This window comes from Magnetococcales bacterium, from assembly GCA_015231755.1.
Lineage (GTDB): Bacteria > Pseudomonadota > Magnetococcia > Magnetococcales > Magnetaquicoccaceae > Magnetaquiglobus.
This window is the reverse complement of the sequence record JADGAZ010000021.1, coordinates 59,320-72,296: the sequence shown is the minus strand read 5'-3', so window position 1 is coordinate 72,296 and position 12,977 is coordinate 59,320. Positions and strand designations below refer to the sequence as shown.

Here is a 12,977-nt window from a genome sequence, read left to right as displayed (position 1 = left end):
GTGGTGGCGTTCCAGGAGCCGGAGATGCCGGATTGATCGACAAACGACAGCACATCTTCTCCAGAGAGATAATGGCCGGTGATCTGAACCGTGGCCCCACTGATGAAGGCATCATCCACATCGGACAAAGAGAGGGAGGCATCCACCGGCGTGGCGGCGTCGCTTTCGGTATAGGCCAGGGGAGCGGCGGAAGTAGAGACCCCGGGTGCGTCGTTGATGGCGGAAACGACGATGGAGCGACTGGCTTGTGTGGTGATGGCGCCATCTCCCACCCCATTGGAGTTGCCATCCGTGACCGAGAAGGTAATGGTGCGTGTGGCGGTACTGGGAGAGTCGGTGTTGGTATTGTGATAGGTGATGGTGCGCAGGGCCGTTTCATAGTTGGCTTTGGTGGTGGTCCCGGAGAGTACCAGGGTGCCTGTGGCCGGATTCCAGATTCCGGTAATTCCCGATTGGTTGATGAACGTCAGTGAGTCTTCAGAGGCTAGGTAGTTTCCCGTAATCTGGACCATGCCACCCACGATGGTGTCGTCATCCACATCGGACAGACTTAAGCCCGTATCCACGGCTTTGGCCGTTTCTCCTTCCGAGTAGGCAAGCGGGGTATGGGTGGTCATGTTGGGGGCGTCGTTGATGGCGGTCATGATGATGTTGCGGCTGGCGCTGTGGGTGAGCGCCCCTGATCCTGTGCCATTGGAATTGGAGTCCGTGACCGAGAAGGTGACGGTTCTCATGGTGACACTCGGGTTGTCGTTGTTGGTGTTTTGGTAGGTGATGGAGCGCAAGGCGGTTTGATAATCGGCCTTGGAGGCCTGACCGCTTAAGGTCAGAAGGCCGGTGGTGGCGTTCCAGGAACCGGTGATGCCGGATTGATTCGTGAAGGCGAGCATATCTTCACTGGATAGATAATGACCGGTGATCTGGACCGTGGCGCCATTGATCAGGGTATCGTCCACGTCCGCGAGGGAGAGGGCCGTGTCCACGGGGGTCGCGGCGCTGCTTTCCGTGTAGGAGAGGGGCAGGACGGAGCCGGTGAGGGTTGGTGCGTCATTGATGGGGGTCAGGTGGATGTCGCGCTGGATGCTGACGCTTTGCGCGCCGCTTCCCTGACCGTTGGAGTTGGTATCGGTGATGGTGAAGCGGATGGTGCGGGTGTTTGTGTCCGGATCATCCGAGCTGTTTTGATAGGTGATGGAGCGCAGGGCAGTTTGATAGTCGGCTTTGCTGGCCGTGCCGCTCAAGGTGAGGGTGCCGGTGAGTCCGTTCCAGGCACCGGTGATGCCGGGCAGATTGACGAAGGCGAGTTGGTCCTGATTGGACCGATAATTTCCGACGATCTGGATCGACACTCCGGCGATGTTGGTATCGTCCACATCGGTCAAGGTGATGGACGGATCCACTGAGACGGCTCCATCGTTTTCTGAATAGTTCAAAGCCGTTGCGTTGGCGGTGGCGGTTGGGGCGTCGTTGACGGCGATCGGGGTGATGCTTCGGGTTGCGGATGCGGTGAGGGATCCGCTGCCAGCGCCGCCGGAATTGGCATCCGTGATCGTGAAGGTGACGGTACGCGTGTTGATATCCGGGTTGGCGGTGTTGACGTTTTGATAGGTGATGGAGCGCAGAGCGGTTTGATAGTCACTGCGGGTTGCCGCGCCGGTGAGAGTCAATTTCCCCAGGGCGGCGTTCCAGGAACCGGTAATCCCGGCCTGATTGGCGAAGACGAGAACATCCTCCCCCGAACGATAGTTGCTCGTGATCTGGATGGTGGCTGCGGTGAGTTGGGTATCGTCCACATCGGCGAGGGTGAGACCATTATCCAGCAAGGTGGGTCCATCGCCTTCGGTGACGCTCAGAGCGGTGCCGGTGGTGGAGAGGGTCGGGGCGTCGTTGATCGGGGTGATGGCGATGGGACGCGCACCGGTGGCAGTCAAGGCGCCGAATCCGGTGGCGTCGGAATTGCCGTCGGTGATGGTGAAGGTGACGGTGCGGGTGGCGGTATTGGGATTGTCGCCGTTGGTGTTTTGATAGGTGATGGAACGCAACGCGGTTTGATATTGGGCTTTGGTGGCGGTCCCGGTCAAGGTCAGGGTTCCGGTGGCCCCATTCCAGGATCCGACGATACCCGACTGGTTCACAAAGGAAAGCAAATCCTCGCTGGAGACCAGATTGCTTGTAATGCGCACCGTGGCGCCGGCGAGATTGAGATCGTCGATATCCGCCAGGGTCAGGGTGTTGTTGATGGCGGTGGGTGCGCTGCCTTCGCTGACGGTCAAGGTGGTGGCGGTGACGGTCAAGGTGGGGACATCGTTGACCTCGGTGACGGAGATGGAAGCGGTGTCACCGGTGACGCTGAAAGCGGTGGTGGTGCCACGGGTCGAGACATCCACCTTGGTGCCAAAGGTTCCGGTGGTCTGGTCCCAGGCGTAAAAGGAGATGTCGGGTGTGGTGCCTTTGATGGCGTTGGGAACGAACCGGATCGAGTCGGTGGAGCGCAACAACAAGGCGGAGGTCTGATTGACGGTGCCCACATTGGTCCAGCCACTGCCGGTATTGTATTGCCAAGTGCCATTGCCGCTGTTCAGGCCATACAGGGCGATGCCCTGGGCGGCGCCGACATCGATGTCGTTGGCGGTGCCCAACAGGGTGGAGACGGTGGCGCCGGCATTGGTGGTGTCGTCTTCGGTGATGGTGGGCAGGGTGGGGTTGGCGGAGGGGTCCAGGGTGGGGGCGACGTTGATGTGGATGGTGGCCGTATCCCCGGCGGTGCTGAACGCGGTGGTGGTGCCTCGGGTGGTGACGTTGGTTTTGGTGCCTTGTTGGCCCAGATTCTGGGTCTGGTCCCAGGCGTAAAAGCCGAAGCTGGCATTGTCGGTGAAATTGAGGGTGCCGGGTTGAAAGCGGATTTTGTCCTGGGGTCTCAGCAGCAACGCCTGCACGGTGCTGACGGTGCCAGCGGAGGTCCAGTTGGTGCCGTTGTCGGTGGAGTACTCCCAATAGCCGCCGCCGGTGCCATTGTTGAGCGTGTGGATGGCGATGCCTTCCAGGGGGGTGGTGACCGCGTCCACGTCACTGATGGAGGATCCGACCAGCGTGGAGACCGATACCCCGGCGTTGGTGGTTTCGGTATACATGATGTCGGGCAGGGCCGGATTGGCGGCTGCCAGCACCGGGGCGTCGTTGAGATCGGTGACGGTGATGCCGACGGTTTCGATATTGGCGGAAAAGGGGGTCGAAGAGCCTCGGGAGATGGTGGAAACCTTGCCGCCTGCGGTCCAGGTGGAGGAGCGTCCGGTGCGGTCCCAGGACACAAAGGTGAAGTTCAGGCTGCCGGGGGCCAGATCGTTGGGGGGATTGGCCCCATCCGGGACGAATCGAACCCGGTCGGTGGGTCGGAGCAGCAGGGATTGGGTGGAGGAGATGGTCCCGAAGTTCGACCAGCTTGTGCCCCCATTGGTGGAGTATTGCCAGGTGCCGTTATCCGTGGTGACGCTGCGGATGGCGATTCCTTGCTGGGCTCCGGAGTCGATATCGGTTTGGGAGGCGCCGAGCAGGGCGCTGACCGTTTGACCGGTATTGGTGAGTTGGTCTTCGGTGATGGTGGGCAGAATTGGGCTTCCGGAGATGTCCAGGACCGGAGCGGCGTTGACCGTGCCGTTGATGGTGCCGCTGGCGGTGCTGAAGGCGGTGGTGGTGCCCCGGGTATTGGCGTTGACCTGGGTGCCGGCCACGCCGGAGGTCTGATCCCAGGCATAAAAAGAGAGGGTGGGTTGTCCGCCATCGGTGTTGTCGGGGACAAAGCGGATTTCGTCACTGGCTTTCAGCAACAGCGCGTTGGCGGAATTGAGTCCTCCCGGCAGATTGATCCAGGCTCCGCCATTGACGCGATATTGCCAATTGCCCACACCATTGTTGGAACGGGCATAGATGGCGACCCCTTCCAGGGGGGTGGGATCCGGATCGGTAATGTCGGTGGCGACGAACAGACTGCCGATGGTGGCGCCGGTATTGGTGGTTTCGGAGCGCAGAATCGGAGGCGCGAACAACTGGGTACCGCTCAACACCGGGGCATCGTTGACAGCGGTGATGTTGACCGAAGCGGTGGAGGTGGTGCTGTTGGCCGAGCCGTCGTTGACCTGAAAAGAGATGGTGCGGGCGGTGGTGGTGGGGGCGTCGCTGGTGTTTTGGTATTTGACGGAGCGCAACGCCGCCTGGTAGTTGGCGATGGTGTCGGTGCCCGTGAGGGTGAGGATGCCGCTGGCGGCGTTCCAGGCGCCGGTGATGTTGGCGGTATTGGTGAAGACCAACTGGTCGGCGCCGCTTTGATAGTTGGCGTTGATGGTGATGACCGCGCTTTCCAGGTTGGTGTCGTCCACGTCGGCCAGGGTGATGGTGGGGTCGATCACGGTGGCGGCGTTGTTTTCGGTATAGTTCAGGGTGGCTCCACCGGCGATGGTGGGGGCGTCGTTGACCCGGGAGACCGCGGCGCTGGTGGAGGCGGTGACGGACGTTCCCCCATCCCCATCGGTGAGACCGAAAGTGATGGTGCGGGGAGATGTGGTGGGATTGATGGTGTCGCTGTTGGCGTAGGTGATGTTTTTCAACAGGGCCGAAACCGAGGTGGTATTGGCGTTGGCATTGAGAGAAACCAGCAGATTATTGGTGCCGCTGCCTCCGGCAAAGGTGCCGATGACCGTGCCTTCGTAGGTGACATTGGCCCCGGCCACACCGATTTGGCCCACTCCCGTGCCCTGGTTGCGGATGGCGAGCAGGTCTTCGGTGGCATCCCGGTTGACGGTGATGGCGACGGTGAGGGTGCCGCCATTGAAGTCCGCGGAGTCCGGGTCGCTCACGGTGACGTTGCCACCTTGATCGATCACCAGGGCGCCGCTGCCTTCGGAATAGGCCAGGGTATCGCCGTTGAGGTTGGAGATCACCGGGTTGGCCGAGGGGAGAATGCCATGGAATTCCAATCGGGCCGCCTCTGACGGGAATACCTGAGTATCGATAACTCCATTAACGGTTTCCAGAGTCCAGTTTCCACCCCGCTCCGCCGCCCCTGTGAGGTCGTTGGAGGCGGCCACGTCGGCTCCGGTCAGTTGGGAGAGGCGGGAGACAAAAGCGCCACCGGTCATGCCCGCGCCCACATCACAGCCATAGATCAGGATATCGGCGTTTTCCGACAGGGAGTTGCCCCACTCCTGCAAGGTGTTGGCATGGTCTTCCAGGTTGACCACATCGAGTTCCGAGTTTCCCAAAGCCAGATAGCCGGGGCTGCCATGGGAGACGATATGCACCGCCTCGATGCCCGCATGGCCCGCCAGGGCGGTACGGATTTGTTCCACCCCATCCAGGTTGGGATTCAGCAGTACCACCTGGGCATCGGTCGGGAGGTCATGCAGCAGAGTCTGGTAATGGTCCACCGTGGAATCGATGAAGATCATCGACCGGGGCGAGGCGGGCGGAGCTTCCGGTTCCGGCGGGGGGAAAGCGGAGTGATCCCCATCGTGGGTGGCATCGTGGCCGTCCGCCCCGTGGGAGTCGTGATGCAGTGCCGCCAGGGCGGTGAGTACGCCGGCGGCGTCGAACATCAAACGGCGTTCCAGTCGCAAGGCGAGTCGTGATCGCCAGGGCCGGGTTTGCGGGATCTGGGCAGGTTTCCGGTTCGGTTCGTCCTGGGTGGGTTGTTTGGAGAAAAGATCGCGGATCCAGGGCCAGAATTTCATTGTGCGCGCTCCCGTGTCGGGATGGATGAACTTTCGTTTTTGTTGTTTTATTAACAATTTAGCAATCTGTGCGCCAAGAGGCCAGTAAAAAAATATTGGTTTGTATTCAATCGGTTACAATTGTGCGAAACGAACGTGTGTCACTATTTTTTACATATTGACGTAAGTGTGATTGAATAATATCTTGAAAATCATGGCTGAAGCGCAATTGTAAAAAATCATGGCATGCCTGGATTCCCGTCACGGGCGGGATGGTTGTTTCACAAGGAAGCGGCATGAATCGTGCTAGTCGTTCGTCGTGGATTTTCTCGAACCGGAAACCAGGGTCAATTACCTTGAGCGCATCTTCAGCCCATCCAAAACCTTGGATCACGCCGCCCGCGACAGTGGGGGTGGTGACCGGCGTGTTGACGGCGCTGGCGCTGGCGGGCTGTTCGGTGGTGACTTCCGCCATCACCGCCTTTGATCAAGAAAAGCTCGTGCAGGAGGACCAGGCGCTTTTGTTCAAGGATCAGGAGAAGCTGACCGGTCCTTTGACCCTGCACGAAGCCATGGCCCGCGCCATCAAGTTCAATCTGGACCTGCGGCTTCGGCGTCAGGAGGAGGTGCTTGCCTGGAAACAAGAGGATGTGGCGCGTCTGGAGATGCTGCCCAGGTTGACGGTGGCGGCTGGATATTCCGCCCGATCTCAGGACAACGCCTCGGTGAGTCAATCCCTGGTCACGGGTCTGGTTTCCACTGAGCCATCCTTTTCCCGGGAGTCGGCGACCGGGACGGCGGATTTCACCATGAGTTGGAACCTGTTGGATTTTGGAGTCAGTTATTTCCAGGCGCGCCAGGAGGGTAACCGCAGTCTGATCCAGATCGAACAGCGGCGCAAGGCGGCCCACAATCTGATCAAGGATGTGCGGTTCGCCTTCTGGAAGGCGGTGGCGGCCCAGTCCCTGGAACAAGAGATCGGCGCCATTCAGAAGTCCGCCGATCAGGCCATCGAACTGGCCCGCAAGGTGGAGCACGAAAAGTTGCGTTCTCCGGTGCAGGCGTTGCAGTTCCAATTGGGCTTGCTGGAGATCACCCGGCAACTGGAAAAATCCCGCTCCGAACTGGCCATGGCCAAGGAGGAGTTGGCCACTCTGATCCATCTGGAGCCGGGAACCCCCTATCGGTTGGTGGACGACAGTTCGGTCATGGCCGATCCTTTGGAATTGACCACGCCCATTGAGGAGTTGGAGCGCTGGGCCTTGATTTTCCGGCCTGAATTGCGCATCGAGCAGTATCAGGCCCGCATCGAGGCCGATGAGACCCGCAAGGCGATTGCGCGGCTGTTTCCCGGTTTGGAGTTCGATGTGGGGCAGAATTACGACTCCAGCGCGTTGCTGGTGTATCAGCACTGGGCCCAGGCCGGCGCCCGGTTGAGCTGGAACCTGTTGCGCAGTCTGACCGGTTCCCGTCAGATGGATCTTTCCGAAAGCCGCGAGAAGGTGATCCAGATGCGTCGTCTGGTGATGCACATGGCGGTATTGGGACAGACCCGAATCGCCTATCACGAATACCGGGCCGCGTCGGATGGTTTGCGGCGCATTCGGGAAGAGAACGACACCCGCAAGCGATTGCAGGAGCATTCCGCCAACCGGGGCAGTCTGGGTCTGGACAGCCAGTTGACTTTTGTTCACACGGCGGCTTCCGGGGCGTTGGGACGGGTGCAGCAATACGAGAGTTTCGCCCGTTATCAAAGTGCGTTGGGGCGTCTGTACGCCACCCTCGGGTGGGATCCTCTGGGCGGGGAAGAGGGGGTGGAGCGGGAGATTGCCAAGCTGACCCGTGCGTTGCGGGAAAATGACGGGCAGTGGCAGCAACGGGTGTTTTCGAGCCGGAATCCGTTGCCCTTCATCGATGCCAAGACCATGACCCCCCTGCCTCTGGGGGATCTGGTTCAGGAGAAGGCCGCGGACAACCCGGAAAAACCGGTGGTGGTTCTCTCTCCGCAGGGGATGACGGCGCTTCCACCCAAAGGAGTTGCGCCGAAAGCCGCCACCGGAGCCGCGCCGAAAGCCGCCACCGGAGCCGCGCCGAAAGCCGCCACCGGAGCCGTACCGAAAGCCGCCACCCCGGTTTCTGCCAAAGCCGCGGCTTCTGTGCCGTCCAAGGCGGTGACAGCCGTGCCGATGAAGGCAATCACGGCGGTTTCTTCCAAGGGATTGACGGTTTTTCCCCACCAGTTGCCACCCGGACCGCCCTCCAAGGCGTTGACGGTCGCGCCGGTCAAGGCTCTGGTGCATCCTCCGGTCAAGCCCGGGGTGACCCCGGTTGCGCCGTCGGTCCAGAAAGGGGCGGCGGTGATCTGGCCGCCGGATCCAGGTGTGGAAAAGACCGCCATGTCATTACCCGCGATGAGTCCGATGACCCGTCCCAAGGGATCGGGCCACGGGGTCACGGATTCTGGAAAGTGGTGATGAAGGCAGAACCTTGAAGGTTGGATCCAGGGTCAGAGGATTCCACTGGCCTCCTGGATCACCCCCATGGCCATGAATTTGTCGAACCGTTCCTTGATCAGGATCCGGGCCGTTTTCTTGCGCAGATCCCGCAGGTGGTGAATGATGTGACGTTTGAGCAGATTCGCGGTCTCTTCCGGGTTGCGATGGGCGCCGCCGATGGGTTCCGGGATGATCTCGTCGATCACCTTGAGTTCCAGGATATCCGGGGCGGTCAGGCGTAGGGCCTCGGAGGCCAGTTCCGCTTTGGTGGAATCTTTCCACAGGATGGAGGCGCACCCTTCCGGGGAGATGACCGAATAGGTGGCGTACTGCATCATCAACACCCGATTGCCCATCCCCAACGCCAATGCCCCGCCGGAACCCCCTTCACCGATGATCACGCTGAGAATGGGCACCTGGAGTGCGGCCATCTCTTTGAGGTTGCGGGCGATGGCTTCGGCCTGGCCCCGTTCTTCGGCCCCTTTGCCCGGATAGGCGCCAGGGGTGTCGATGAGGCAGATGACCGGCAGCTTGAATTTTTCCGCCAGTTTCATCAAGCGCAACGCCTTGCGATAGCCTTCGGGTTTGGGCATGCCGAAGTTGCGACGTACCTTGTCTTTGGTGCCCCGGCCTTTTTCCTGGCCGATCACCATCACGTCGATGCTATCAATGGTGGCCAATCCGCCGATGATCGATTCGTCATCCCCGAAAACCCGGTCCCCGTGGAGTTCCGTGAAGCCGCTGAAGACCGATTCCAGATAGTCGGTGGTGAACGGACGATCCGGATGACGGGAGAGCAGGGTTTTTTGCCAGGGGGTGAGCTTGGTGAAGATCCGTTCGGTCAGATGAATGGTCTCTTGTTCCAGGCGTGCGATTTCCTGGGAGATGTTGATATCCGAGCTGTTTGAAAGACGGCGCAGATCGTCGATTTTGGACATCAACTCCCCGATGGGGCGTTCAAATTCGAGAAAGGTTTGAGACATGGTGGTTTCCGGCCCGCTGCGTGTCGGTTTGGGAGTGAAGATGAAGAGCTGATCGATCCAAAATTATGCCACGAATGGGTGGGGCTTGACCATGGTTGGCGCACGATGGATGGAGGTATGGTCATGATCCGCTGGTGGCGCTTCCGGAAACCTGGGCACCACGCCCCACGGATGGGTCAACTGTGGGTGGCATGCCGGAAGGCAATTGACGGGTGAGGGCGGAATCCGATATATTCGCCTTTTGAGATATGAGGTGCGTGATGGTGACTCCCGAAATTCTGCTGAAATCCCTGGTGGACGAAACCCGGTTGCGGTGCGTGATGCTGCTGTTGGCCGAAACCGAGCTGTGTGTCTGTGAATTCGGACATGCCCTGTCCGAGGTGCAACCCAAGATCTCCCGCCATCTGGGGACGTTGCGGGAACATCATGTGGTTTTGGACCGGCGGGCCGGGCAATGGGTCTATTACCGGTTGCATCCGGAGTTGCCCCCGTGGGCCATCACCCTGATTCGGGCTTTGGCCACCGGGCTGCAAGGCTCCCGGCTGCACACGGAAGACCGGGAGCGGTTGCGGGAGATGCCGGATCGTCCCAACCGGTGTTCGGGCAATCATTTTTCCATCTGAAACGCCCGCTTTCCGCCCCCATTTTTTTTGTCCGCTTTGGGCTTCCGGTTTCAACCCTGGGAGTCGAGTCGTGCCGTCAGATATCCGCCAGCCGCCTTGTTCTTGAGAAACCGCTGAAAAAACATGGGAAAATTCTGCGGGATCGAGCCGATGACCACGGGTTCGGCCAGCAGTCGCGCCGACCATGCCCGCAACCGTTCCAGTCCGATGGCCGGCAGAATGGGATGAAATCGCTCCACATGGGCAATCCGGGTGAAAAGCGGGGCCATGGCCACGTCCACCAGGGACAATGTTGGCCCATTGAAGCCGTTCATGCCCTGGGCCAAAGGACCGATTTCAAAAGTTTCCAAGGCGGTGATCAACCCGTTGCGGGCGGTTTCAAATCCCTCCTGACCGACTCCCATGCACATCTGGGTGAACAATCCCTGGCAGTGACCGGCCTGACCGATCCAGGAACGGCATACCCCCCGTTCCAGCGGATCGGCGGGCAGCATGCCCCCCTGGGCCCACTCGTTGAGATATTCCGTGATCACCGACGAGTCGAACAGACTCACCGATCCGACCCGCATGGCGGGAACGGTTTTCTGGGGGGAGACCTCCCCGAACCAGGAGGGACGATCACCGGCCCCCATGGCCACCGCCTGATGGGCAATCGACAGGTGCGCAACCGCGATGCTCACCCGCTGGCAATAGGGGCAGAAGTCAAAAAGAAACAGTTCGGGTTCCATGGTGTGGTCTTTTCCGTCGGCAAGGTGGGGGTGAACGAAGAAGGCGTCAAGCTGCGGGATTATAGTCCGGTTGGAGGTGTCGGTACAGCCATCCCGCTGCGCTTGTTTTTTGACATGTCATGGTTTCACCCGGTTGTGTCAGGGAGCGGGCAGGTGGAGCTGTGTTGCTCTATTGAATTGATTTATATTGGTTAAGTAAAATTGATCGACAATGGAGCAACAATTAATGCATGTTGGCAAATGGCTTGCATGCTCTCAGGGCATCAGTCAACGGCCAGACCGGAACCAAACGCACCCCACACAGGTGGTGTGCAACCTTATGAGAAATTGACGCACCATGCCCCGTCATCGGGTCGTAAAGCCAAAAGGTTTGGCCCGGTGCGCTGTTCTTCTTGGGGGGTGGCCAGGAGCTATGCGGACTCTACTACCAAGGCTTGATCTGGCCACAGCCATCCGGTCAGCCCATTTAAAAAAGATGGAAAACGAGGAGAAACGACATGACGACGATTGAAATCCACGATACCAAAAAGGGCGCCTTCGTCAATGGCCTGATCGCCAAAGGATTTGTCCGCGAGACGGTCCGGCATGCGAACATGCCGGAATCCGCCATTCGCGGGTGGTCATTTGGTCTGGGCCGTGGTCTGTCCGGTGTTTCGCGTCAGACCGGTTGGACCCGTCTGGACCTTTCCATGGGCGGAGGTGAGCCATGAATTTCCAGGCGACTCAATTGGCCTCGCCACTGTTTCCCAAGGGAGGCAAGTGTTTGCGTCCCACCATCGTTTTTCGTCCCGAATGGCCCGGTTTCACTGCTGCGGAAACGAACGCATCGCTTCGGCGACAAGAAAGGCCACATCCAGGCTTTGGGCCGCATTGAGACGGGGATCGCAGGTGGTCTCGTAGCGTTCGCACAACTGTTCTTCCCGGATGTCGTGGGAACCGCCGACACATTCGGTCACGTTGTCCCCGGTCAATTCAAAGTGAACCCCTCCCGGCCAGACCTTCTCGGACTGGAGGATTTGAAAGAACTGTTGCAATTCACTCAGGATGTGATCCAGGGCACGGGTTTTCAGGCCCGTGGGCGCGGTGTAGGTGTTGCCGTGCATGGGATCGCAGCTCCAGACGATGGCCCGACCCTCCTGCTGGATGCCCCGCAGGAGGGGAGGCAGCGCCTTGGCGATCTGATCGTGTCCGAAGCGACCGATCAGGGTCAGGCGTCCCGGTTCGTTGTCGGGATTGAGCCGGTCGCATAATTTCAGGATATCGTCCACCGACGCCTTGGGTCCGATCTTGACCCCCAAAGGATTCTTGACCCCACGCAGAAATTCCACATGGGCCCCATCCGGTTGCCGGGTCCGTTCGCCGATCCAGATCATATGCGCCGAACAGTCGTAAAAGTCCCCGGTGAGGGAGTCCTGCCGGGTGAGGGCGGTTTCGTATTCCAGGATCAAGGCTTCGTGACTGGTGAAATACTCCACCTCCTGCAACGCCGGAGTGTTATGGGTGTTGAGGCCGATGGCCCGCATGAAATCGAGGGTTTTGCTCAGTTCGTCGGCCAGATGGGCGTAGCGTTGCCCCTGGGGACTGTTGGCCACGAAATCCTGATTCCAGGTGTGGACCCGTCCCAGATTGGCGAAACCCCCATGGGTGAAGGCGCGCAACAGGTTCAAGGTGCTGGCGGACTGGAAATAGGCCCGTTCCAGACGCATGGGATCCGGCAGGCGGGCCTCTTCGGTGAAGGCCGGATCGTTGACCGACTCCCCCCGGAAACTGGGCAAGGAGACGCCGTTTTGGGTTTCAAAGGGGCTGGAGCGGGGCTTGGCGTACTGCCCGGCGATGCGACCCACCTTGATCACCGGCTTGGAGATGCCATGGGTGAGGATCACCGCCATCTGCAACAGCACCTTGAGCTTGTCGCGGATGGAGTTGGCGGTGAAATCGTTGAAGGATTCGGCGCAATCCCCGCCTTGCAGCAAAAAAGCCTCGCCCCGTGACACCTTGGCCAGATGTTCCTTGAGCGCCCGCACTTCACCGGCGAACACCAAAGGAGGATAGCGGGAGAGGTTGCCGCAGGTCTCTTCCAGGGTTTGGGCGTTGGGCCAATCGGGTTGCTGGAGGGCCGTGAATTGTTTCCAGGATTGGGGATGCCAGTCAGACACGTCGGTGTTTCCTCGATGGTGATGGATAATAAGGGGGAATCCATGAAGGTCAACAGACAGTTTACGCCAGGAACGGTTCCAAGATACAGGAAAGAATGTAATCCTTCGGGGTTCGGACGGGGAAAGGTGTTTGTCTTTCCGGTCTCTTGCGCTTCGCTCCGGATCGGGGGAGAATCCATCATTGAGATTTCCGATCCTTCCGAGGCTTTGGTTTTCATAACCCCTGCACCGAGTTTGCCACTCCCGCCATGGAACATGACACGCCGTCCGATTCATCCGGATTGATGCCA

At 59.7% G+C, this 12,977-nt stretch carries 8 protein-coding genes; 3 read left to right on the top strand and 5 right to left on the bottom strand.

Annotated elements, in window-relative coordinates; all coding sequences use genetic code 11:
• Both HQL98_13530 and HQL98_13525 read right to left on the bottom strand, forming a co-directional pair.
• Positions 1–5,723: DUF4347 domain-containing protein (locus tag HQL98_13530; GenBank protein ID MBF0273065.1), on the bottom strand; the 5,723-nt coding region annotated here is incomplete at its 3' end.
• Between the two features lie 106 nt (positions 5,724–5,829).
• Positions 5,830–6,177: a hypothetical protein gene (locus HQL98_13525; GenBank protein ID MBF0273064.1), complete on the bottom strand. Its 348-nt coding sequence runs from the start codon at positions 6,175–6,177 to the stop codon at positions 5,830–5,832.
• Between HQL98_13525 and HQL98_13520 the strand changes: the two genes are divergently transcribed.
• Positions 6,128–8,176 (top strand): TolC family protein, encoded by a 2,049-nt coding sequence (locus HQL98_13520; GenBank protein ID MBF0273063.1) that lies wholly within the window; start codon positions 6,128–6,130, stop codon positions 8,174–8,176. The genes HQL98_13525 and HQL98_13520 overlap by 50 nt on opposite strands.
• 32 nt (positions 8,177–8,208) lie before the next feature.
• On the opposite strand, the gene HQL98_13515 is transcribed toward HQL98_13520, so the two are convergent.
• On the bottom strand, positions 8,209–9,180 hold the full coding sequence (locus tag HQL98_13515; protein ID MBF0273062.1) for an acetyl-CoA carboxylase carboxyltransferase subunit alpha: 972 nt from the start codon (positions 9,178–9,180) through the stop codon (positions 8,209–8,211).
• A 260-nt stretch (positions 9,181–9,440) separates the two neighbouring features.
• On the opposite strand from HQL98_13515, the gene HQL98_13510 reads away from it, so the two are divergent.
• The gene (locus tag HQL98_13510; protein ID MBF0273061.1) at positions 9,441–9,803 is read left to right on the top strand and encodes a metalloregulator ArsR/SmtB family transcription factor; all 363 of its coding nucleotides are present in this window, start codon (positions 9,441–9,443) and stop codon (positions 9,801–9,803) included.
• A gap of 50 nt (positions 9,804–9,853) precedes the next feature.
• On the opposite strand, the gene HQL98_13505 is transcribed toward HQL98_13510, so the two are convergent.
• Positions 9,854–10,531 (bottom strand): glutathione S-transferase family protein, encoded by a 678-nt coding sequence (locus HQL98_13505; GenBank protein MBF0273060.1) that lies wholly within the window; start codon positions 10,529–10,531, stop codon positions 9,854–9,856.
• A gap of 497 nt (positions 10,532–11,028) precedes the next feature.
• Here HQL98_13505 and HQL98_13500 point away from each other — a divergent pair, with 497 nt between their 5' ends.
• Entirely contained in the window at positions 11,029–11,241 is a 213-nt protein-coding gene (locus HQL98_13500; protein ID MBF0273059.1) for a hypothetical protein, read from the top strand.
• A 93-nt stretch (positions 11,242–11,334) separates the two neighbouring features.
• On the opposite strand, the gene HQL98_13495 is transcribed toward HQL98_13500, so the two are convergent.
• On the bottom strand, positions 11,335–12,963 hold the full coding sequence (locus HQL98_13495; protein MBF0273058.1) for a 3-deoxy-7-phosphoheptulonate synthase class II: 1,629 nt from the start codon (positions 12,961–12,963) through the stop codon (positions 11,335–11,337).
• Positions 12,964–12,977: the final 14 nt, after the last annotated feature.

Coding starts and splice junctions, on each gene's coding strand:
- HQL98_13525 (MBF0273064.1), bottom strand. CDS start 6,177: ATGGCGGAAGTCACCACCGAACAGCCCGCCAGCGCCAGCGCCGTCAAC.
- HQL98_13515 (MBF0273062.1), bottom strand. CDS start 9,180: ATGTCTCAAACCTTTCTCGAATTTGAACGCCCCATCGGGGAGTTGATG.
- HQL98_13510 (MBF0273061.1), top strand. CDS start 9,441: ATGGTGACTCCCGAAATTCTGCTGAAATCCCTGGTGGACGAAACCCGG.
- HQL98_13505 (MBF0273060.1), bottom strand. CDS start 10,531: ATGGAACCCGAACTGTTTCTTTTTGACTTCTGCCCCTATTGCCAGCGG.
- HQL98_13500 (MBF0273059.1), top strand. CDS start 11,029: ATGACGACGATTGAAATCCACGATACCAAAAAGGGCGCCTTCGTCAAT.
- HQL98_13495 (MBF0273058.1), bottom strand. CDS start 12,963: ATGAATCGGACGGCGTGTCATGTTCCATGGCGGGAGTGGCAAACTCGG.